The sequence below is a fragment of the Paenibacillus sp. NPDC056722 genome, assembly GCF_042790635.1.
Lineage (GTDB): Bacteria > Bacillota > Bacilli > Paenibacillales > Paenibacillaceae > Paenibacillus_AQ > Paenibacillus_AQ agri.
Genome location: NZ_JBHTYV010000005.1, coordinates 384,313 through 406,365 on the forward strand (window position 1 = coordinate 384,313; position 22,053 = coordinate 406,365).

The 22,053-nt window shown below is 48.3% G+C and carries 18 protein-coding genes; 4 read left to right on the plus strand and 14 right to left on the minus strand.

Annotated elements, in window-relative coordinates:
- Positions 1-15: 15 nt before the first annotated feature.
- The 4 genes from ACFRAM_RS15670 to ACFRAM_RS15685 all read right to left on the minus strand — a co-directional run bounded on the left by ACFRAM_RS15670 (position 16) and on the right by ACFRAM_RS15685 (position 4,009).
- A complete protein-coding gene (locus ACFRAM_RS15670) occupies positions 16-906 on the minus strand; it encodes an SMI1/KNR4 family protein (RefSeq protein ID WP_379466622.1) in 891 nt (296 codons plus the stop codon).
- A 225-nt stretch (positions 907-1,131) separates the two neighbouring features.
- Positions 1,132-1,992, minus strand: coding sequence for a helix-turn-helix transcriptional regulator (locus ACFRAM_RS15675; protein WP_379466623.1), 861 nt, complete (start codon positions 1,990-1,992; stop codon positions 1,132-1,134).
- 218 nt (positions 1,993-2,210) lie between these two features.
- Positions 2,211-3,164: an aldo/keto reductase gene (locus ACFRAM_RS15680; RefSeq protein ID WP_379466624.1), complete on the minus strand. Its 954-nt coding sequence runs from the start codon at positions 3,162-3,164 to the stop codon at positions 2,211-2,213.
- 137 nt (positions 3,165-3,301) lie between these two features.
- Entirely contained in the window at positions 3,302-4,009 is a 708-nt protein-coding gene (locus ACFRAM_RS15685) for a DUF421 domain-containing protein (RefSeq protein ID WP_379466625.1), read from the minus strand.
- A gap of 171 nt (positions 4,010-4,180) precedes the next feature.
- Between ACFRAM_RS15685 and ACFRAM_RS15690 the strand changes: the two genes are divergently transcribed.
- Complete coding sequence (locus ACFRAM_RS15690) at positions 4,181-5,122, plus strand: phosphotransferase enzyme family protein (RefSeq protein WP_379466626.1); 942 nt, start codon at positions 4,181-4,183, stop codon at positions 5,120-5,122.
- Positions 5,123-5,263: 141 nt separating this feature from the next.
- Positions 5,264-5,929 (plus strand): GntR family transcriptional regulator, encoded by a 666-nt coding sequence (locus ACFRAM_RS15695; protein ID WP_066378080.1) that lies wholly within the window; start codon positions 5,264-5,266, stop codon positions 5,927-5,929.
- Between the two features lie 71 nt (positions 5,930-6,000).
- Here the strand turns inward: ACFRAM_RS15695 and ACFRAM_RS15700 are convergent, their stop codons facing one another.
- The 10 genes from ACFRAM_RS15700 to ACFRAM_RS15745 all read right to left on the minus strand — a co-directional run bounded on the left by ACFRAM_RS15700 (position 6,001) and on the right by ACFRAM_RS15745 (position 20,046).
- The gene (locus tag ACFRAM_RS15700; protein ID WP_379466627.1) at positions 6,001-6,483 is read right to left on the minus strand and encodes a GNAT family N-acetyltransferase; all 483 of its coding nucleotides are present in this window, start codon (positions 6,481-6,483) and stop codon (positions 6,001-6,003) included.
- Positions 6,484-6,600: 117 nt separating this feature from the next.
- Positions 6,601-7,686 carry an LLM class flavin-dependent oxidoreductase gene (locus tag ACFRAM_RS15705; RefSeq protein ID WP_379466628.1) on the minus strand — a complete coding sequence of 362 codons (1,086 nt, stop codon included), beginning with the start codon at positions 7,684-7,686 and terminating at the stop codon, positions 6,601-6,603.
- 36 nt (positions 7,687-7,722) lie between these two features.
- Complete coding sequence (locus ACFRAM_RS15710) at positions 7,723-9,780, minus strand: ABC transporter ATP-binding protein (RefSeq protein WP_379466629.1); 2,058 nt, start codon at positions 9,778-9,780, stop codon at positions 7,723-7,725.
- 20 nt (positions 9,781-9,800) lie between these two features.
- Positions 9,801-10,685 (minus strand): ABC transporter permease, encoded by an 885-nt coding sequence (locus tag ACFRAM_RS15715; RefSeq protein ID WP_379466630.1) that lies wholly within the window; start codon positions 10,683-10,685, stop codon positions 9,801-9,803.
- A 30-nt stretch (positions 10,686-10,715) separates the two neighbouring features.
- Positions 10,716-11,642 (minus strand): ABC transporter permease, encoded by a 927-nt coding sequence (locus ACFRAM_RS15720; protein ID WP_175373444.1) that lies wholly within the window; start codon positions 11,640-11,642, stop codon positions 10,716-10,718.
- 20 nt (positions 11,643-11,662) lie between these two features.
- The gene (locus ACFRAM_RS15725) at positions 11,663-13,315 is read right to left on the minus strand and encodes an ABC transporter substrate-binding protein (RefSeq protein WP_379466631.1); all 1,653 of its coding nucleotides are present in this window, start codon (positions 13,313-13,315) and stop codon (positions 11,663-11,665) included.
- 49 nt (positions 13,316-13,364) lie between these two features.
- A complete protein-coding gene (locus ACFRAM_RS15730; protein WP_379466632.1) occupies positions 13,365-14,426 on the minus strand; it encodes an LLM class flavin-dependent oxidoreductase in 1,062 nt (353 codons plus the stop codon).
- Between the two features lie 239 nt (positions 14,427-14,665).
- Positions 14,666-16,162 (minus strand): malate dehydrogenase (quinone), encoded by a 1,497-nt coding sequence (mqo, locus tag ACFRAM_RS15735; RefSeq protein WP_379466633.1) that lies wholly within the window; start codon positions 16,160-16,162, stop codon positions 14,666-14,668.
- A 159-nt stretch (positions 16,163-16,321) separates the two neighbouring features.
- Positions 16,322-16,969 carry an MBL fold metallo-hydrolase gene (locus ACFRAM_RS15740; RefSeq protein WP_379466634.1) on the minus strand — a complete coding sequence of 216 codons (648 nt, stop codon included), beginning with the start codon at positions 16,967-16,969 and terminating at the stop codon, positions 16,322-16,324.
- Between the two features lie 185 nt (positions 16,970-17,154).
- Positions 17,155-20,046 (minus strand): S-layer homology domain-containing protein, encoded by a 2,892-nt coding sequence (locus tag ACFRAM_RS15745; RefSeq protein ID WP_379466635.1) that lies wholly within the window; start codon positions 20,044-20,046, stop codon positions 17,155-17,157.
- 312 nt (positions 20,047-20,358) lie between these two features.
- Here ACFRAM_RS15745 and ACFRAM_RS15750 point away from each other — a divergent pair, with 312 nt between their 5' ends.
- Both ACFRAM_RS15750 and ACFRAM_RS15755 read left to right on the plus strand, forming a co-directional pair.
- Complete coding sequence (locus ACFRAM_RS15750) at positions 20,359-20,901, plus strand: sigma-70 family RNA polymerase sigma factor (RefSeq protein ID WP_379466636.1); 543 nt, start codon at positions 20,359-20,361, stop codon at positions 20,899-20,901.
- The gene (locus tag ACFRAM_RS15755) at positions 20,894-22,051 is read left to right on the plus strand and encodes a DUF4179 domain-containing protein (protein WP_379466637.1); all 1,158 of its coding nucleotides are present in this window, start codon (positions 20,894-20,896) and stop codon (positions 22,049-22,051) included. The genes ACFRAM_RS15750 and ACFRAM_RS15755 overlap by 8 nt, the downstream gene beginning before the upstream one ends.
- Positions 22,052-22,053 lie beyond the last annotated feature (2 nt).

Sequence of the window (22,053 nt, forward strand, 5' to 3'; positions counted from 1 at the left end):
TTTAGAACGATTATCTTACTCGGTCACGCCTGCCTCTTGGCTCACCAGCCCGCGGATAAAGGTCTCGAAGTTAGGCGCTAACTCTGTAATCTTATGACCCTTCTCTTGGCTGACATGGACAACTTCCGGTTCACCGACATTACCGGATGAACGATAGTCCAGCATAATCACACCTTCTGTGGGAGCAAGACTGTCGCCAATGACGACACCTATTTCGGGATAACCCTCATTTTCAATCACAAACCGGCTGCCGGCAGCTCCACACAGTGAAGTAGGCTTGTCCCGTCCAATTCCACGAATACCAGCGATCGTAATGAATTTCCCTTCTGTTGTGGGGTAACTCGTATGATTAGGAATACCGCCGTTATGTAATTTCATCAAAGCAACATAGGATGGAGGCAGCTTGAAGACCAATTGTTCTTCCACGGAATCGATCAGGTCGTCTGTCGGCGGCTCAGATACATACTTTTGCAGGGCAGCCTCGCTGTCATCCCAGAAATTCGAGGCATCAACCGGCTTATACGAACTCTTCGCAGGTGTTTTGGCCTGCTTCTTCGCGGTCTTTTCCCGAATCCATTCCAGGAATTCCAAGGTATCCTCATCTTCGGGGTCCAGCTTATCGGCTGCTTCAAAGGCTTGCTGTGCTTCGTCATATTGCTTGAGATAATAATGAGATACGCCAACCCGGTAATGCCAGAGCGCATCCTCCAATCCTTCCTCACTGATCTTCTCAAACTGCTGAAGCGCCTCTTCGTATTCACCCAAATTGTTCAACGCTCTGCCCAAATGACTGGTTAACTCATAATCCCGGTCTTCTTCAGGAATCTCCATAATCGCATCTACGATTTCTTGAAATTCATCTTCTTCATGCCATGTTTCCAGTTGTTCCAACAACTCATCGCTCATCTTCCATGCCCTCCCGTGAGAAACTCCAGTATCTATTAGAAGTATACCATTTCCAGCACAGCACTCTCCAGCGCGGACAGACTTGCGGAGTCTGCCCTATCATTATATGGCTTGGATCGGATGTAATATACGCTTGGCCCGCCAAACACAAATAGCCAGGGCACCCCTGAGAGCGCCTTGGCTATTTACATATTCATCTATTTACCACTATTGCCGGGGTTACACTTATGGATGCACAAGGACTTGCTCACTAACGTCTGATTCCAGCAATTGCTTCAGCTTTTGCCTTGTATCCGTACCATTCTTCGGCGTATTGACATACATCTTCAGGTTTGTATTTTCCGATATAAGAAAGCTTGTAATCTCAAAATTAAGCTGTCCTGCCAGGCGATGATTCAGCAATTTGTACATATCCCGGTCTTTGTCGATCCGGTGCATAGGCCACCATTGATCAAATTCCTTGCTTATCGATCTAAGCTCATCAACAAATTGCGTAATCCATGGATCTTCAATATATTGGCTGCAATCCGCCCGGAACTTGCCCAGCATCGTCTGGGCACTGATCTCCCAATCAGGGAACAGTCCGGCAAAATGTTTATCCGTGAACATGATTCGCATCAGGTTGCGCTTGCTGCACTCTAATTGGCTGAAATCGCAGAATACAAGCGCCGCAGCCCGATTCCAGGCAATAACATTCCAGCGATTGTCCACGATCATGGCCGGGGATTCCATTAGATTATCCAATACATGCTGATGCATCGGCTTGACCTCTTCAGGGCTGGGATAATAGGAAGGCGGAACATGTTGAGCAAGAGCATACAGGTGCACAATCTCCTGACGGTTGAGCATCAGCACTCTGGACAAGCTCTCCAATATTTGTATGGACACCTGAATCGGACGTCCCTGTTCAAGCCAGGTGTACCAGGTTACGCCGATTCCTGCCAGAGAAGCGACCTCTTCACGGCGCAGTCCCGGCGTACGACGGCGTATTCCTGCGGGCAGCCCTACTTGCTCGGGGGAAATCTTTGCCCGGCGGGTTTTGAGAAAGTCCCCAAGCTCGTGATGACGCTGCTTTGTATGATTCATTCAAAGCCCACCAGCCTTTCAGTACGTAATATTCAAGCTAAGAATGGTAGTAGTATATACGAATGATTTTTCAAATGCAAAAAACGTGGAGTTGAACAGACCAGCGCAAACCTAAGAACGCCAGCGATGAAGCCAGCGCTCTGTGTGAACAGCAAAAGGAGCTGCCCCACCGCAGACAAAGATGCGATGAGACAGCTCCTTTTTATTTGTACCTAATCTTAGTAGCGGGAACCGAAGACAATGCCTTGCGGAGCGATCGCTTCGATCTGGGCAAGGTCATCTTGTGTCAGTTCAACGTCCAGTGCACCAAGGTTCTCTTCAAGATATAGCGTGCGTTTCGTTCCCGGAATCGGCACGATGTTCTCTCCCTGAGCAAGTAGCCAAGCTAAGGCTAGCTGAGATGGCTTGCAGTCCTTCTCAGTTGCGAGCTCCTTGATTTTGGTCACAAGGTCTAGATTCTTCTGGAAGTTCTCGCCTTGGAATCTTGGAGAAGTACGACGGTAATCGTCTGGTTCAAGATCCTCATAGCGCTGGATCTGTCCGGTCAAGAAACCGCGGCCGAGCGGGCTGTAAGGCACGAAGCCGATGCCTAGCTCGCGGCATGTCGGCAGAATGGACTCCTCAACATCGCGATCCCATAGCGAATATTCCGTCTGCAACGCTGTGATAGGATGAACGGCATGTCCACGGCGAATAAGCTCAGGAGAAGCTTCCGACAGACCGAGATAACGAACCTTGCCTGCTTTGACAAGATCAGCCATCGCGCCTACAGTTTCTTCAATTGGTGTATCCGGATCAACGCGATGTTGATAGTAGAGATCTATATGATCGACACCGAGACGTTTCAGACTGGCATCACATGCAGCCTTTACATATTCAGGGCGGCCGTTGACGCTAACGGCACCATTCTCACCAACTACTGCGGCGAACTTGGTTGCTAAGATAACCCCATCTCTGCGGCCCTTCAGAGCCCGTCCGAGCAATTCTTCATTTTCGCCTAAACCATAGACATCTGCAGTGTCGAGCAGCGTAACGCCAAGCTCCAATGCCCGGTGAATGGTGCGGATGGATTCCGCTTCATCCCGCCCGGCATAGAAGTCGGACATGCCCATACAACCAAGACCTAGAGCGGATACCTCCAGTTTGCTGTTTCCAAGCGTTCTTTTTTTCAAAGCTTTCTCCACCTTTCTAATGCGAACTACAGACATCATACAGGGTAGAATCCACCGCTGACAGTTGCCTATTTATACGGGTATTAATACTACTATGTTAAAGTGGAGCGAGGGCTCTTCCGGTCGTCCATTGTGCGTTATTCCTTATCCACCGGCTTTTGGATACCATCCTCATAGAAATCAAAAAAGAGCTGATGCTGCGTGCCTCTTACGGCGTAGAACACATCGGACAGCCGCTTCCCCTTGCGCTTTACTTGCTTTTCTAGCCATTCTGTAGTCAACCCATGACTCTCCAGGTTCTTCTCCATGATGACCCCATCCATGACGAACTCCACCGGAAAATGCTGTGTCTTCACAGGAAGCTTCATATCCTTTTTCGTGACGAATTGGTACTCCTCTTTCTTCAATACTGAGACTGTCCCGTTATCCTCCAACACCGCATAAGCCACCTCTTCCATATTGAAAATCCCCATGCCGCGTAATACCTGAGCCAAAGTATCGAGTGTGTACCTTAGTTTCTTCATGTTGTGCTCAAGAATTTCCCCATTCTCGATCAGTACCGTAGGAGAACCAGAGATCCAGTTTCTTAATTTACGGTTCTTCAAAGCTATGTAGGATAGCAAAAATGACACAGCCGTGACTACAATAAGCGCCAGTATGAAATAGGATGTTTTTAACGATTCATTAAACGCCAGATTTCCCGCAATGGAGCCCAGCGTTATACTAGTCACAAAATCGTGAAACGTCATATTAGAGATTGTCTGCTTCCCCAGCAGCTTGGCTACCAGTAAAAGCGCTAAAATCGAAAGTGCGGCCCGAAATAAAATGTCCCAATAAGCATGCATATTACCCATCCCTCCTGCCAGTCATTGTTGCCAAATGAGGGTGGAAACAATCCTGGTCCGGTCGCATGATTATTGGGGAGAAAACAATGCGGAGGGTCATTCTCTCAGATTCGCTTTTATTACATACAATGGATTATATTTGAAATACAGAATCTGTAAAGGAGTGAGTGCATGATCCATCAAACAATCGTAAGTGAAATGATCTCTCAACTAGGCATAAGCCCGGCAGAAGTTAAGCTTCTTGGGGGATATAATGACAATGTCTTCGAGGCCGGTGCGAAAGATCCTTTTATTGTGAAAATAGTGGAGAAAACAAATCATTCCGAAAGGGACACGTTATCGGAGTTGGAGTGGCTGGAATACTTACATACGCAAGGGGTCCATGTCGTTCGGCCTCTACGTACTGTAGGGAATGAATACATTCAACCCGTTAATGAAGAGTACTACTATGTAGCTTTTGAAAAGATAAACGGTGCCCACATTGCACCAGAGCAGCAAGAGGCTTGGGGGGAGGCTTTATTTGAAAAGTGGGGCGAATTATTGGGCAGGGTACACCTCTTTTCCAAAGGATATTCAGCCGTTCACGCTCGTCCTCATTGGGATCAAAACCATTTACTACTAAATGTGGAGACACTTCCTCTCAACCCTGAGCTTATTCAAAAATGGAAACAGTACATAAAAGAGTTGCATGCGTTACCTATCTCGAGTGACTCCTTCGGACTGATTCACGGTGACCTGCATCATGGAAATTTATTAAAGACAGGACCTGAACTCACTCTTATCGATTTTGGCGATAGTGAATACCATTGGTTTGCTTACGATATCGCCATTGTTATCTATCATGCAGCTCTCACGGTTCCAAAATCTGAAAGAGATGGATTCGCTAAAAACTTCTTTAGCTCATTTATGAGTGGATATACCCGTGCGAACCCCAATACATCCTTCTTTAAAGAAATTGCGTATTTCATTGATTACAGACATCTCTATTCCTTCACATATCATTCAGTACATTTAGACAAAGATCAATTAACAGAGGAGGAAATCCGCTATCTTAATGAGATGGAAGATTCGCTATTGAATAACGTCTCTTTTTTAAATTTATCATTTCAATAGTAAAAATAGCCTAGGGGAGTTGCTCAGCGCTAGAGCTATCCTTGAATTGATTTCGCTAGCAGTATGCGATATATTAAAAACCAACCGACAGAGATGCTGCTTGGCATACATCTGTCATTACAACAAAGAGGATGAAATATTATGCCTATTCCTTCCGATTATCCAAAACCAACCCGCTCCACGGCCAAAGACCTGGCATTATCCCAGTTGAAGAAGTGGATTATAGAAGGTACACTGCAGCCGGATGAGAAGCTTAACGACGCTGCACTCGCCGCGGCAATTGGTGTGAGCAGAACACCCGTCCGGGAAGCACTGCAATTGCTTGAGGCTCAAGGGCTCGTTCAGATGTTTCCGGGCAAAGATACACGCGTAACCACTATTGATAAAGATCATATCAGTAAGCTATACGCTCCCCTTGGGGTACTGCATGCCCTGGCTGTCGAAACGGCTGCCCAGCGGATCGAGCCTGAACAAATCCAACAGCTGCGTGAACTGAATCGTTTGTTCACACAGAGTATCAAGGATAAAGATCTATATCAGGCACTGGAATATGATGAAGAATTCCATAACTTAATCATGGAGATTGGCGATAACCCTTACATTGTTTCCTTCTGTTCTTCCTTGCAAATTCATATTCGCCGATTTAAATACTTTTTCCTGAAGCAGCCTCTAGGCCAAACGCTGGCCGCAGCTGAAGAACATGAGCAAATTATTCAGGCTTTGGAAGAACATGATTCAGACGCTGCTGCCCGCATCGTGAAGCAGAATCTGTTACGCCCGCTTGCTGAATTCGAGCAAATACTATAAAAGAGAAAAATAGCCCCATTGGCTTTGCCCGGACATTCAAGATCCGGCAGCTCAATGGGGCTGTCTTTTTTCTACAGTTTCTTTTCATAGATATCTATGGGATTGCCACGGTGGTCTATGCTGCTGTTAACAATGACATATTCATTCTTGCCCCAGAATAGAGCCCCGCTTTCATTTTCCTTTTGAACACAGAGCCTTACCTTATCTACGTTTTCCTGACGCAATTTACTCTCTATCAATTCCACAGCTTCTCTTCCAATTCCATGGCCTTCATGATCCTTATGTATTATCAGTAAACCAATCCACGTATAATTATCATGTGGATTTCTCAGGAGGTATGTGACTATCCCGATGTTCTCATCATGCTTTCTGATGTAAAACATCTTTTCACCAGATTCGAAATTATTCGTATTCTCTTCCAATATCTCTTCAGATGTTAATAACGCTTTACCCATAACCACAAGATTATAAGACGGCTGAGAGTTCATCATAGATGTTTGAATTTCAATATTTTCTGGCGACATTGGTTCGCTAACAGCTTCTAAAGTAATCAAATTCAGGACCTGCTTTCTACACATTTTATAAAAAGTACAATTCTATAAAATGTGCAGAAAACCCTCTCTGTCCATGATTTATCTCGTTCTGCTAAAGGCCTTTCATCAATATCTCGCCTATACAACAGGCTCTTGAATGGCTTCTGTTTCCACTGCTGGGTTCACATCATTCCATATCGAGCTCTTGATCTCGCGCCGCAGGGTAGGAGCAACCTCTTCGGCGAAGCGTGCCGCCTGCTCACGCTGCTCCGACTCTGTCAGGCCGTCCACGCTGATACTGAGCACCTGGTTACCGAACGCCTTGTTATAGCGCAGGATTTTCTCAATCACATGCTCGGCACTACCAACCAGAATCGGACCATTCTCGATATTATCTTCAAGATCCCGGAAGGGGGACAGATCGTGCGGAGCTTTCAGTCTGCCGTGGAACGCATCATAATAAGGCCGGAATTTCTTAATCGCCTCTTCGGTCGTGTTGGCTATAAAAATAGCACCGCCCGCGCCTGAACCGATGACCGCCTTCGCGGGATCATGACCGTAAAAAGCCAACCGCTCGCGGTAATGCTCGATCAGGGCTGTATACTTAGACTGGCGGTGGATCGTATTAGAGGAGAACAACGGCTCACCATATTTGGCGGCCAGCTCCGTCGAATGCGTGCTTGAGGCGCTTCCGTGCCAGATCGGAATCGGCTGCTGGAACGGCCGCGGCTGTGTCGTGACATTCTCTAGCGGAGTGCGATAGCGCCCCTGCCAGCTGACATTTTCCTCGCTCCACAGCCTTTTTAATAGTGCATACCGTTCCGCAAGTGATTCCCACTGTTCCTCCTCAGAAATGCCGAAGAGCGGATAATGGCTCGCGTCGTTGCCTTTGCCGATGATCAGCTCGATCCGTCCGCCCGAAAGATGATCGAGTGTCGCATAATCCTCCGCCACCCGCACTGGGTCAAGTACGCTAAGCACCGTCACGGTCGTCAGCAGCCGGATACGAGAGGTTCTCGCGGCGATAGCAGTAAGGATAACCGGCGGGGATGAAGCGATGAATGGTGCGCTATGTCGTTCACCTACGCCATAGGCGTCGAAGCCCAGCTCCTCAGCCAACACAGCTTGTTTCAGCACGTTCTGGAATTTCTCCTGTGTCGTGAACGATTCTCCTGTCAGGGCGTTAGGCGTATTGAGCAACAAGCTCATTAATGCGAATTTCATGTCAGATGGCCTCCTTATAATGAAGATGTGAATGGATTAGAGCGGATAATGACAGGCTGCCGCATGACCACTGCCGATGTCCGCAAGCTTCGGCTCCTCTTCCCGGCATCTTGCCGTCGCCACTGGGCAGCGGGTATGAAATCTGCAACCGGACGGCGGAGACATCGGCGAGGGAATTTCTCCTTGAATGGAGACGAATTCCCTTTTGCGGCTGGGATCCGGCCAAGGAATGGAAGCAAGCAGCGCAGCTGTATAGGGGTGGGCTGGATGCTGGAACAATTCATCTGCCGGCGCGACCTCGACCAGCTTGCCAAGATACATAACCCCGATCCGCGACGACACATGCCGGACGATGTTAAGACCATGCGCGATAAATACATAGGTTAAACCGAGGGTGCTCTGGAGGTTCTGCATTAAGTTGACGATCTGGGCCTGTACCGACACGTCTAGTGCAGATACAGCTTCGTCTGCCAGCACGAACTTCGGTTGCAGAGCAATTGCGCGGGCAATCCCGATCCGCTGGCGCTGCCCGCCCGAAAATTCATGAGGGTAGCGGTCAGCCCAAGCCGGGTTCAGCCCCACTAACTGCAGCAGTTCTTCCACACGTTGTTTCCGCTGCGCAGCAGGCAGCGATTCATGCACGACTAACGGTTCAGCAATAGTCTCACCAATCGTCCATCTTGGATTGACCGAACCATAGGGATCCTGGAAAATCATCTGCATATCCCGGCGAACATCACGGCGCCTCGCGGCGTTCATATCCGTCAGGTCTTCGCCGCTAAATAAGACGCGGCCAGCACTGGCCTGCTCCAGCTGAATCAGGACACGCCCGAGCGTAGATTTGCCGCTGCCGGATTCGCCGACAAGACCGAAGGTCTCCCCTTTGTGAATCGTGAAGGAAACGTCATCTACAGCATGAACGACAGCCTTGGTCAAGCCGAAGGGTCCTTTGACCGGATAATGCTTCGTTAATCCGGAAACCTCAAATAGCGGTGGTGCCTTCGCTAGCGCTTCAGCTGCGACGCTTGGAAACGACGTTTTATGGGACGAAGTTATCGTCCCCGACGCACCCAGTAGTACTGTCCGGCGGTCCGCTACCTGACCGATGTCCTGACCGTTCAGAAGTTTATCCGTATGCCAGCAAGCTGCTTCATGGCCGTCTTCTCCGGCCAGCGCCGGCACCTCGGTACGGCATTGGTCCGTAGCCAGCGGGCAGCGGGGATGAAACCGGCAGCCGGAAGGGAATTCCGCCACATTGGGCGGCGTTCCTTCAATGGTATACAGCGCCGCACTGCGGTCGCTGTCCATCGTCGTGATGGAACGCAGCAGCCCAGCGGTGTAAGGATGATGCGGCTGCTGAAACAGGCGGGCTGCCGGTGCCTGCTCTACAATCCGTCCGGCATACATGACGATCATCCGATCAGCCATCTCGGCTGCGATCCCGAGATCGTGGGTAATCAGCAGAATGGACATTCCATATTCCGTCTTTAGTTCGTTCAATAGCTTTAGAATCTGCGCCTGAATCGTGACATCGAGCGCTGTCGTCGGCTCATCCGCGATTAGAAGCTCCGGCCCGCAGGCGAGCGCCATGGCAATCATTGCCCGCTGGAGCATTCCTCCAGACAGCTCATTCGGGTATTGACCGAGGCGCAGCTTCGGCTCCGGAAATCCGACGCGGCGAAGTAACTCCTCCGCATGCGCCCGGGCTTCCTTCACGCTGCGTTTGTCGTGACGGCGAATCGTCTCCACAAGCTGGGCACCAATCGTAAAGACGGGATCGAACGCCGCCATCGGTTCCTGGAAGATCATCGCGATTTTTTTGCCGCGAATAGCCCGCAGCAAGTTCTGGGGGAGCGTCGTTAACTCTTGACCGTCCAGCTTCACACTGCCCGCCGCAATGCGCCCCCGGTCGAAATCGGTCAAGCGCATGATGGCTTTGGACGTAATCGTCTTGCCGCTGCCGGATTCACCGACCAGACATACCGTCTCACCTCGGCCTATATCAAAGGAGACATCCGCGATCGGCACAAGTGTGCCACCGGATGCCTGGAATTCAACCTTCAAGCTTTCGATTTCCAGCAAGGGCCGGGTCATATACTGCCTCCTTCCGCCAGTCAGGCGCCGCTTTTTCTCGGATCCAGCTTATCCCGCAGCCGGTCTCCAATGATGTTGATAGCCAGTACAAATAGCGCGATAGCAAGACCCGGGAACGTACAAATCCACCAGGCTACCGTCAAATACCCGCGTCCCTGTGCCAGCACAGTGCCCCAGTCCGGAATTTCCTTGATGACCCCAAGCCCCAGAAAGCTAAGCCCGGATCCAGTCAGAATGGAGGTGCCAATGCCTATTGTCGCCATAACAAGAAACGGTGCCAGCGAGTTGGGCAGCACATGCTTGCGGAAAATGCGAAACCCCGTACTGCCGATAGAACGGGAGGCTGTGACGAACGCCCGGTTCTTGACGCTAAGCACCTGGCTCCGCATCACCCTTGCATAGCGCGGAATCGTCCCTGCGGCTATCGCCAGTACGACGTTAATCAAGCTGGGCCCGATGGCAGCAGCAATCGCCAGCGCCAAGAGAATCCCCGGTATCGTCATCAGAACCTCGATAATACGCATGATGACCTGATCGACCCATCCTCCGACATAGCCGGAGAAGGCCCCGAGAATACCACCGGTCAAGCCACCCACAATGACGGAAGCCAGACCGATGAGCAGTGAATCCCGGCTGCCGTAGACGATCAGACTGAACACATCTCTTCCGAAATAATCGGTTCCAAGTAAGTGCTTAACGCTGGGCGGTTGCAGCAACTGAGCCGCATCCATCATCGTGGGGGAATAGGGCGCGACCCACCCCGGCACAATCGCACAAACGATCAGAAACAGCACAACCAATTCTGCCGCGTATAGAAACAAATCAGATGCGCCGAGATGCCATGACCTTGCAGGTCGTTTTCGTTCGCTTTTCCACAGTGGCTTAAGCGCAGTTGCATCTTTCATTCTGGTTTCTCCCTCCTTCTATGCGACTTCTTAGGTCGACCGCCGGATGCGCGGATCAACTAACGAATACGAAATGTCTACCAGCACGTTCACGGATACATAGATGATTGCGGTAAAAAAAACAACGCCCTGCACCACCGGTATATCCTTTGCCATGATTGCGTCAGCGAGAATCCGGCCGATCCCTTGCCGCGCGAACACCGTCTCGATCACGACCGTTCCGCTTAGCAGCTCGCCGATCATGACCCCAATCATCGTCAGCGCAGGAATCAAGGAATTGCGCAGCGCGTGGCGGTACATGACCGCCCGTTCCGCAAGCCCTTTGGCGCGTAGGGTCAGGATGAACGGCTCACTTATGATCTCAAGCATCGTATTGCGGACCATCCGGACGATAAAGCCTGCACCTACAAGCCCAAGGGCGATACCGGGCAGCACGAGTGTTTTCCAGCTTCCAGAGCCCATCGCTGGAAACCAGCCCAGCTTAATGGAGAACAGCAGCAGCAGCAAAATCCCCGTCCAGAACGACGGCATCGATATGCCGAATAGGCCAACAAATCGTGCCAGCACGTCGATAATGCCGTTCCGGTGGATCGCAGACAAGACGCCGAGAAGGATACCAACCACGATGGAGACAGCGGCGCTGACGAAAGTAAGCGCAAGCGTAGCCGGAACCTGCTCAAGGATTTTCGGCAGAACCGGATCTTGTGTAATCCGCGAATGGCCGAAATCCCCTTGCAGCAAATGGATGAAATAGCGGGAGAATTGCTCATAGAAAGGCTGATCCAATCCGAGTTGATGGCGTAAATCGGCAATTGCCTCAGGCGATGTCGCATTGCCATCCAGCATCTGCAGCACCGGATCACCAGGCAGTACATACATGATGAGGAAGACAAGCATCGACGAACCGGCCACGACGAGCAAGGAAGTGAGTAATCGCGTTACAATGGTTCCGGCCATTTCATTAGCCTCCTCCCCGGTTATTTGTGGATGCTTACATCGTAAAATTGTGGGTACCCGAGCAAATCAAATTTCAGACCTTCGACCGTCTTCGGATGGGCTACCGTATATGGGAATACATAGATTGGGAGGATAACAGCATGATCAATCAGATATTGCTGGATTTTGGTGTAGGCTTCTTTCCGCTTCTCCAGATCAGACTCCTCTGAGCCAAGATCAAGCAGCTTGTCGATTTCAGGATCGGACAGATTCGACCAGTTCGTGCCGCCGTTGGCGTATTCCTTACCGGACTGGAAAATGCTCCGCATCACGTCAGGATCAGCTTTCACCTGAGAATTGCCAAACAGATCGAAGTTGCCTTCCTTCAGTGGAGTACTCGTATCCTTTGTAATGTTGAGTGTCACATTGACGCCGATCGCTTTCAATTGCTGCTGGACGATCGCCGCGATGTCGTTACGCTTCTCCCGGTTCGGCGAACCATCAAGATAACGGAGAATCAGCTTCTTGCCGTCCTTCTCACGGATGCCGTCCGCACCTTTCTTCCAGCCTGCTTCATCCAGCAGCTGGTTTGCCTTATCAAGATCGGGTTTGATCTTGTTCTCAAGCGATGCATCATATCCGAGTAGCCCTGGTGTAATGGACGACCAAGCCCGGTCGTAGGTTCCGAGGTATAGAGTTTTGACAATGGTATCGACGTCGACCGCAAGCTGCACCGCTTGGCGCGCCTTGATATCACTCCAAATGTCACTCTTCAAATTGAAATAGAGAGAGAAGGCTGTACCGTTCGTGATCGCCTGATCCACCTGGAACTGAGGATCATTTTTAAGTGCGGCAATGTTCTGTGGTGGAACCGCTTCTGCAGCCAGCAGCTGCCCGCTTTGTACACTACCGATCCGTGTCGCCTCTTCCGGTACAATCTTGAACGTCAGTTTATCCAGATGCGAAGGTCCTTTGTTATCCGCAGTTGGTGGCCCCCAGTTGTAATCCGGGTTCTTTTCCAGAGCGATTTCGTCGTTCTCCGTCCAGCTGACAAATTTGAACGGCCCTGTGCCTACAGGATGCTTGCCATATTGATCACCATACTGCTGTATGGCCTGTGGTGAAGAGATGCCGAGGAACGCTGAGCTCAGCCCGCTAAGAAACGGCTCGAACGGCTGGGATAGGATTAACTTGATGGTATAATCATCCACCACCTCCGCTGATTCAAAAGGACCGATCAGGGATTTGGCCTGACCTCTAGCCGACGTCGTAATATGGTCAAAATTCGCTTTGACAGCAGCAGCATTAAATGGCGTTCCATCTTGGAACTTAACATCTTGACGTAGCTTGAACGTATACGTCTTGCCGTCTTCCGATTTCGTCCACTCCGTTGCCAGCCAAGGCTGGAAGCTTCCATCTTGAGTCTGAACGACGAGGCTATCCGTGATATTTCGGAACACCCGGTGAGATACTGCAAAGCCGCTTGCTCCTGGGTCGAGTGTGTCAGGAGATGTCGCCAGCGCGTAGGTCAGCTCCCCGCCCTCCACTGGCTTGGCAACCGCTGGAGCCGCTGCAGAAGAATCGGTAGAGCTTGTTGCTTCTCCGCCTTTGGCCGCGCAGCCTGCCAAGACCAGTGTCAATGCCGTTGTTAACGATACATAAGTCGCCCATTTGATAAACCGTTGTCTCTTCATACTCAGCTCCCCTTTTCTCTTAAACGTTTTAGTAGACTATGCGCTACACTCACGCCTGCTGCAAAGTCAGTTCCTTTCCGTCCCACACCGTGCTGGGAATTTCGCGCCGTAGAACGGGCATAACATCCTTAGCGAACCGCTCTATTTGCTCGAGCTGCTCAGATTCGCTCAAGCCGTCCGCACCGATGCTAAGCACCTGATGCCCATATGCACGATGGTAAGTCAGCACCTTTTCGATTACACTCTCCGGACTGCCAACCAGTGTAGGACCGTTCTCTACCGTATCTTCAAGGCTCTTAAATGGCGATTGATTATGCTTCGCCGAATCCGTGGAGCTAAATGCCTCATAATAAGGCTTATATCTACGGATTGCTTCCTCCTTCGTATCCGCCAAATATAGACTGCCACCCCCCGCTCCGACGATAGCATCCTTCGGATCGTGTCCATAGTACTCCCAGCGTTCACGATAATGGTCGATCAGTGCCTTGTACTTGGCCATCGGATGAAAGCCATTTGACGAGAAGATCGGCTCCCCGTACTTCGCCGCAAGCTCAGTAGATAACGGGCTAGAGGCACTGCCATGCCACACCGGAATCGATTTCTGGTACGGCCGGGGTTGTGTCGTCACCTTATCCAGCGGCGTCCGGTACTGTCCCTGCCAGGTGACATTTTCTTCGTTCCACAGCCGCTTGAGCAGGTCATAACGCTCGGCAAGGGATTCCCACTGCTCCTCTTCCTTAATTCCGAACAGCGGATAATGGCGTGGATCATTGCCTTTGCCGATGATTAGTTCAAGCCGTCCGCCAGACAGATGATCGAGCGTAGCATAATCCTCAGCCACCCGCACAGGATCCAGTACGCTCAGCACGGTCACCGTCGTAAGCAATCGAATGCGACTCGTTCTGGCCGCAATTGCAGTTAGAACAACCGGTGGAGACGAGGATAAGAACGGCGCTCCGTGTCGTTCGCCTACGCCGTAAGCATCAAAGCCTAGCTTCTCAGCAAGCTCTGCCTGCTTTAGCACGTTCTGAAATTTTTGTTGTGTGGTGAAGGTCTCACCCGTAAGAGCATTCGGAAGATTAAGCATCAGACTGAATAGAGCGAATTTCATGTGCTATCCCTCCTTCATATGATTTTACTAAAACATTATAATCCGGTTGTTTTAGTATGAATTATAAAGACTGTAGCATCCTTACCTCCTCGCGTCCAATAGAGTTTTTCTAGTTTTCATTCAGAAAATCTGATACAAGTCCCTTTCTACTCGGTCACCGGGTAATTTTCAGAAAAACAAATAGCCCTCATTCCATGGAATCCAGGAATGAGGGCTATTCTGCTTATTTTTTACACAGTCTACCTGACGGATTGCCGCTCACTGCTTAAACCCAGCGTCTTAGCTGTAGAAGTATGAATTTTCTGGATGAGATCAGGATTGTCCACTAGTGGCACGCCATAAGAAGGAATCATTTCTTTTATTTTTGGTTCCCAGTCTTTTAGATGTTGCGGGAAGCATTTCTCTATCACCTCAAGCATGACGGAAACGGCAGTAGAAGCACCCGGAGAAGCGCCGAGCAATGCAGCAATCGATCCATCACCGGCACACACCACTTCCGTGCCAAATTGGAGTGTTCCTTTACCGGCCGCGGTATCTTTGATGACCTGCACACGCTGACCTGACACTAATAGATCCCAGTCCTCGTTTTTAGCATTAGGGATAAACTCCCGCAGCTCTTCCATGCGTTGTTCTTTCGAAAGCATTACTTGCTGGATTAGGTATTTCGTCAGGGACAGATTTTTGGCACCTGCCGCTAACATCGTTAGCACATTATTGGGTTTTACAGAACCGAGCAAATCAAACATCGAACCAGTCTTCAAGAATTTGGGTGAGAAACCGGCAAACGGTCCGAAAAGTAACGATTTTTTATTATCGATAAATCTGGTGTCTAGATGCGGAACAGACATTGGCGGTGCACCAACCTTCGCTTTACCGTATACTTTGGCATGATGCTGGGCTACAACTTCTGGATTATTACACACCATGAACAGCCCGCTGATCGGGAATCCCCCGATATGCTTGCTTTCAGGGATACCGGATTTTTGCAGCAAAGGAAGACTGCCTCCCCCGCCGCCGATAAAGACAAATTTTGCCGTACGGCGTTCAACTTGACCCCTATCATTCCGTACCTTCAGTTCCCACAAGCCTTCGCTGGTTCGTCTAATATCTTCGACACCATGCTTGTAGTGAATATCGACATTCTTACTCTTTAAATGTTTGAACAGCATGCGCGTTAAAGCGCCAAAGTTAACATCCGTACCAGTGTCGATTTTAGTGGCTGCGATCGGCTCATTCAATGGCCGGTCCTTCATAATAAGCGGTATCCATTGCTGCAATTGTTTCGGATCTTCGGAGAATTCCATACCTTGAAATAACGGGTGGTTTGAGAGCGCTTTAAAACGTTGCTTCAGGAACGCTACATTCTTCTCTCCGAGCACCATACTCATGTGTGGCAATGGCATGATAAAGTCTTGCGGATTACGAATCAGATCACGGTTCACAAGATAAGACCAAAACTGCATCGAATCTTGAAAGTGTTCATTCACGATAACAGCTTTGCTGATATCTATGGTTCCGTCCGGTTTTTCCGTAGTGTAGTTAAGCTCGCACAGTGCAGCATGCCCCGTTCCCGCATTATTCCATTCGTTGGAGCTTTCCTCTCCTGCGCTAGCCAGCTTTTCAAACACTGTAATTTTCCAATCCGGTACTAATTCTTTCAACAATGTCCCCAACGTCGCACTCATGATTCCGGCACCAATTAAAATAACGTCTGTTTCGGTTTGTCTGCTGCTCATGTTTACCGCCCTTACACGTTAGTATTATCTTCTCAATTATAACCTGCACCTAGTATATCACTTTTAATTTTATAGATTAAGTTAGTTACTATTATATGACAGGGATTTGTTATTTAAAAGCTGGGAATTTTCGTGGGGCTTCCTTTTTGCAACTCTTCCTCAAGAAACGATGCTTAGTATTCTATCAATGACTGGCTTGTCCAAAACTATATTATGGCCGGATATACAAGTGTCAAAATCCATCTCTCGATACTTTAATAGTGTGCTGATATAATCTTCTTTTTCACCATAGAGGCTTGGAACAATTTCATCCACGGAGTCGCCGATATTATCACCTACATTGATTACCTTTTCTACTTCATCAATTACACTTATAGAATCCACGGTATGGCCAGGGGTATATATGAGCCTTATTTGGTCTTCAGGAAAATATAATTCTTGTTCAAACGTCAGATTTGGCAGATGCATTTCCGCTTCACCCTCCAGATACTTGTTATACTTCTGAAACGTAGTCTCCCAATTCTGCTCTATCATTTCTCTACATAGCTTATGAGATATGATCATACAATCGTGAAGTGAACTATTTCCCCAAATATGATCCCAATGATAATGTGTATTTATAACAATTATTGGTTTGGTGTCATGCCCTATGTATTCTTTAATCGCTGCAACGGTTAGAGAGCCAAGCCCTGTATCAATAATATAGTTGTACTTATCCCCCAAAATCAGTTGAACGTTCAGATCCCACCCTGAAGTAGTTCGAGTTGTAAACATAACATTTCTATTCTTAATTTTTTCAATTTTCATAATTACACTCCCGCTTCATGTCATTGTCCATAAATATAAGTTTCTATGTAACACCCAAATTATACCATTACATACTTGATCTTAGATAATGCTTTTGATATATAAAAAACGATTGGATTAGGTACCCCTGATCCAATCGTTTCTTTAGTCCCTTTCGGGTAAGTGCCTTATCCGAACCACTTTTTTTATTTTAATATAATATTATCAATCAGCACGGCAGAGTCATAAATACTGTCTCCTTGATCCCAAACGTGGAAGCGAAGGACAATTGAAGCCTTGCCGGCAAATTGGCTAACGTCGTACTCCACGTGCTTCCAATTGGTCATGTATGTCGTTTCATCCCCACCGTAGAAATCAATCGCCACTTTGTTCTCATCAATCCAGTACGCCGTGGACTCATTAATTGATTCGGTTCCAATGGTGACGGACTCGTTACCGAAGACACTCGTTGTTACAGTATCCCCCCCATACAGATGAGAAGTAACGACATTAGATGCATTGATATATACACTGGAAGTTACCGTTGCTTTAAAAGTATCGTTATATACCGATCCAACGAATTCCGTTGGCTCCTCAGAAATGAAATTATAGTCGAAAGAAAGCGTCGTTACTCCAGCCGGAATCCTAAAACTCTGCTCGATGTAACTATCCGAATTGTAATCGACGCCTCCAAAATCGTTGTTTTCATATCCAAGGCCGGTGCTGATAATAGCCATGTAGTTGCCCTCTGTCGGTTTGAGTGGTCCCAGCTTGGAGATCACCCGAACATCCCCATTTCCATTCCAGCCGATCCAATTACCGGTCTCAAATGTTCCGTTGATAAGCCCTTCTGTCTTGGTACCAATGTTGCTTCCCTTCATCGCGAAAGCCGCCAAACCATCGCTTGCGCCATTTGCATCCACTGCTGCCTTGAATGCTTCTTCGGTCGTCTGGTTCCCATCGATCAAAGCTTTGAACACCGATTGGACAATCGCTTGATCATACGCAAGCTTTACATAATCTGTGTATCCATAATAAGTGCCAGCACCATTGTTAATGAACGCATCTGCCATGGAATGATTGTACATGCTCCGGCAGCTGCCATTAAATACGATTGTATTCGGCAGCATATCGTTATAGCGTGTAACAAAAGAAGGTGTTATAGCATAATAACCGGAGATAATAGCCAGTCTTCCTTTTCTCAAGTCTAACTCATATGCTTTTTTACTCTCTGCCGTTGCCTTTTCCCCTGTCAAGAACATGACTTGCGGACCAGCATATTTGAAATCAATGCCATACTTTTTATGGAGCATCTGGAGTACATTATCATCATAGAACGTATCACCGTGTGTATCTAAAACTACGACTCCATAGTTAGTTAGTCCTTTAAAGAAGTTAACATCAGCTGCGCTATCTTTTACTCTGTCCACAAGGAACGAATTGGACTGAACAAACTCATCATACACAGCGTCATAAACAGTCGAAGACGTCAGCTTGGTAGAGAATGGAGAAATTACAGCAACCCGCTTGCTGCCTATTGATGCAGCAGTTTGCTCCACACTTTGCGTTAGCGTATTCGCTGTGAATACATCACTGGAAGTAGCATCTTCATCTGTACCGCTTAACCCCTTCGTATTATCTGGAGCTGCTGAAATCCCCCCAAGAATCCCTGTGTCCAGCGCGTACCATATACTGCCGCCATTACCGGAGATACCTGCATACTGTACTTCGTCTTGCGTTTGCAGCCATGCCACGGTTTCTTCCTTCGCTTTTTGCAAATCGCCGTATTGAGCGACTAACTGATCAAGTTTGTCCTGCGTATTGTTTTGAATCATTTCCGTTTGTGCTAGCTGCTCTTCTGTAAGATGCTTTACTACAGATAATTTATAAACTGAACTGCTTGGGGCATCCCCCGTATAAGCCTGCAAATTTATGTAACCTTCCGTACTTTCAGTCAGTGTAACTTTTCCACTGTAGATCCCGTCTGCTTTGAGACTGTCTCCATGATTTGCCAGACCATCATCATAGAGCGATGTGATTTTGGAAATCACATTACCGCTTCCATCTACCTTATACACACTCGCAGTTACCGTTTCTTCCTCATTGAGTGATACACGGAATATGACTTCTGTCGGCTCATCGGCATAAATGGAGTCGGTGCCCTCCCCTTTCACCACAACTTGGAGCCCGTTTGTTGGTGCAGAAGTTGGAGGGGTCGGTGCAGGAGTTGCTGGTGGCTCTGTTGGTGCAGGTGTCGCCGGTGCAGGTGCCGATGGTACAGGTGCCGTCGGTGCTGGCCGTGTCGATTCAGGTGCTGGAACTGACGAAGAGTTCCCGCGGTCGGTTATCACCGAAGTCGCAGCTGGGGTTGTAGTTGGGGTTGCCACAGGGGCTTCACCCTTGTTAACCTCTTCAGCAAGGAACTCCTTCGATCTCTCAACATATACCGACTTATTGGTTTTGAATTCATAAGCTAGACGAGCCAGAGCCTGCCGCTCAGCTTGGTCTTTCGGTTTGAAATTCAGTGTCCCGTCACTGCCTTGAATCCCGTTGATGAAGCCATTCTTAAAGGCCAAAGATACATGCGCTTTTGCCCATTCGGATACCTTCGATAGATCGGACAGCTTGGCATCAACCGGGAGTTTCTTCGCCGTATCTTCTAATTGGAAAGCTCGAATGAAGAATACGACCAACTCTTCACGGGTGACCTTGGAGTTAGGACTAAAAGTAGTAGCAGATGTTCCTTCTGTGATCCCGCTATCTACCAATGCCCCTATATAACCCCGGTACCAACTGTTCCGGTTAACGTCTTTGAACGGTGCCGCTTTATCTCCATTTTCTTTCAGACCGAGAGATAAAACGATAATTTTCGCCAATTCGGCGCGCGTCATGGCCTTATTCGGCTGAAAGGTGTTATCTCCATATCCTGAAATTATTCCTGCTTCTACTAATGATTGAATCTCCTTTTTCGCATAAGAACCAGCGATGTCTTTAAGCTGCGTTGCCTCACCAAACGCTGTGAATGGCATAAGCGTGCTTAACAGCAGGGCAAACACCATCATCAGACTGACTTTACGGCGCACTGCATGTAATAACATTATCTTCTCCCCTTCTAATCTAAGAATTTCACTGAACGTCGTCAATCTCTGCAAACCCCAATATAGGGTTTATAACCCAATTAAGACAACCTATTGATTTTACAATACTAATTGGAGTATTTACAATATTTATCGGTAATTATTGTAAATACCTTTAGTACTATTGAATCAGCAATGTTACAGTCTCGCATGACCATAGTTCCGCTTTCCAGATGGATACTGAACAATTTTCAGATTTTTTTCCATGAAAATAACTTTTTGTATGACTTCTCCATCTAATCATATAGAGGGCCCTCAAGGAGGAAGAATGATTTGCTGGAAAACGAACTGGATATCAAAAAGGCGCAGAGAGGCGACCATGAGGCGTTTATCCGTCTTTTTAGGCAACTGGAATCACAGTTGTACAGATTAGCTAAGACCATTCTGATGAAAGATGAAGATTGCGCGGACGCGCTTCAGGAAACGACATTGAAGGTATACAAAGGGTTGGCCAACCTTAAACAGCCCAAGTTTTTTAAAACCTGGGTCATACGCATCCTGATTAACGAATGCAATCAGTTACTTCGCATACGCGAGCGAACGGTGGTTGTAGCGGAGATTCCCGAAGAAACGGTCGTTTCCTACGCCCATTTTGAAAATTCAGGGACTGTGGACCTGCAAAGCTTCATTAACGAGCTGGACGAATCCCTGCGGCTTGCTATCGTGCTTTTCTACTATGAGGATTTATCCATTAAGCAGATTGCGGATGTGCTTGATATCTCCGAAGGAGCGGTCAAGGCACGACTTCACCGCGCACGGCGATTGTTATCCCAACAGATACATCCTGTGCGGGAGGAGGGACTTGCAAATGAATAATAATAATTTAGAAAAGCAGCTTAGGGAGCTAGGGAGAGCTAATACACCGGAACTTCCTCCTGTACTACGGTCGCGGCAGGATTCAATTTATGCATCTCTGGCCACCATTGTCCAAGATCCTCCGGAGAAGAAAAAGAAAAGAAAGGTATATCCTAAAATCGCAGCTGTGGCTGCTGCTATATTGCTCAGTGTTATGCTAACGGCAATCTATCCGCCAGCATTGGCCAATGCGCTGAAGCAGCTTCCATGGGTAGGCGGCATTTTTGAACGGGCAGATGATCTGGGGTTGCAAGCCGCCCAGCGTTTGGGTCTGATCTCCCGCCCGAACAGCAGTGATACGCATGATGGAATCACCTTGTCTGCCGAAGAGGCGGTATTTGACGGTAACCGTTTAGCATTTGCCGTGAAGGGTGAGGGTGAAGGACCGGACGTTAAGTTAACTGGAGTGACGGTAGGGGCGGATGGGAAGCCTTTTCTAGAGAAAGGCATAATCATCTCGGCAGAAATATTGATCAACGGGGCTCCCCTGGAGGATTACTCAGACGGTCGTTTGGAAGCTATGCCGGTACTAACCTGGATGGGAGGTAAGGAGGACAATACCGCTATTTTCCGACTGGTGGATTCTTCGAATTTGGGTCTTTCCGCCAAACCGTTCCCGGACCAATTTGTACTGACTGTAACAATTGGCTTACAAGACATTGATGAACCGTTTATTCTTCAAATCCCTGCTCGGAAGGTTACAACGAATACAATTTCCACACCTGATCTAAGCGCACAGGCAGAAGGGTGGACTATGCTGCTGCAAAAGTTAGAATACAGTCCATTAACAACTCGGTTATCGCTCATGTTTGAGCATGGGCCAGATGGAGATCCATCTTCTCTGGATGGAATATCCTTCGAAGTAAAAGATGATCAGGGAGAGGTTCTGAATTTTATATCACAAAAAAACCTTCCGTCTGCCAATGGGCCATTTCATGTCGATTTGCTTACTGAACCGTTCGACAAGTACCCTAATAGACTCACCATTCGTGCCTATCTTAATGAGTTCGAGGACCCGAACAGTAAGACTGGAGCATTCAAAATAGACAGTTCCGGCAACACAGTGAAGCATTATATCGAAGGTCTGGAGTTAAGCGTGCCAGTCCAATAATA

Bases quoted from the DNA above. Each gene is read 5' to 3' on its own strand.
- ACFRAM_RS15755 (WP_379466637.1), top strand. From the start codon at position 20,894: ATGAATAATAATAATTTAGAAAAGCAGCTTAGGGAGCTAGGGAGAGCT.
- ACFRAM_RS15705 (WP_379466628.1), bottom strand. From the start codon at position 7,686: ATGAAATTCGCATTAATGAGCTTGTTGCTCAATACGCCTAACGCCCTG.
- ACFRAM_RS15710 (WP_379466629.1), bottom strand. From the start codon at position 9,780: ATGACCCGGCCCTTGCTGGAAATCGAAAGCTTGAAGGTTGAATTCCAG.
- ACFRAM_RS15675 (WP_379466623.1), bottom strand. From the start codon at position 1,992: ATGAATCATACAAAGCAGCGTCATCACGAGCTTGGGGACTTTCTCAAA.
- ACFRAM_RS15725 (WP_379466631.1), bottom strand. From the start codon at position 13,315: ATGAAGAGACAACGGTTTATCAAATGGGCGACTTATGTATCGTTAACA.
- ACFRAM_RS15715 (WP_379466630.1), bottom strand. From the start codon at position 10,685: ATGAAAGATGCAACTGCGCTTAAGCCACTGTGGAAAAGCGAACGAAAA.
- ACFRAM_RS15685 (WP_379466625.1), bottom strand. From the start codon at position 4,009: ATGCATGCTTATTGGGACATTTTATTTCGGGCCGCACTTTCGATTTTA.
- ACFRAM_RS15730 (WP_379466632.1), bottom strand. From the start codon at position 14,426: ATGAAATTCGCTCTATTCAGTCTGATGCTTAATCTTCCGAATGCTCTT.
- mqo (WP_379466633.1), bottom strand. From the start codon at position 16,162: ATGAGCAGCAGACAAACCGAAACAGACGTTATTTTAATTGGTGCCGGA.
- ACFRAM_RS15670 (WP_379466622.1), bottom strand. From the start codon at position 906: ATGAGCGATGAGTTGTTGGAACAACTGGAAACATGGCATGAAGAAGAT.
- ACFRAM_RS15690 (WP_379466626.1), top strand. From the start codon at position 4,181: ATGATCCATCAAACAATCGTAAGTGAAATGATCTCTCAACTAGGCATA.
- ACFRAM_RS15720 (WP_175373444.1), bottom strand. From the start codon at position 11,642: ATGGCCGGAACCATTGTAACGCGATTACTCACTTCCTTGCTCGTCGTG.
- ACFRAM_RS15695 (WP_066378080.1), top strand. From the start codon at position 5,264: ATGCCTATTCCTTCCGATTATCCAAAACCAACCCGCTCCACGGCCAAA.
- ACFRAM_RS15745 (WP_379466635.1), bottom strand. From the start codon at position 20,046: ATGTTATTACATGCAGTGCGCCGTAAAGTCAGTCTGATGATGGTGTTT.
- ACFRAM_RS15740 (WP_379466634.1), bottom strand. From the start codon at position 16,969: ATGAAAATTGAAAAAATTAAGAATAGAAATGTTATGTTTACAACTCGA.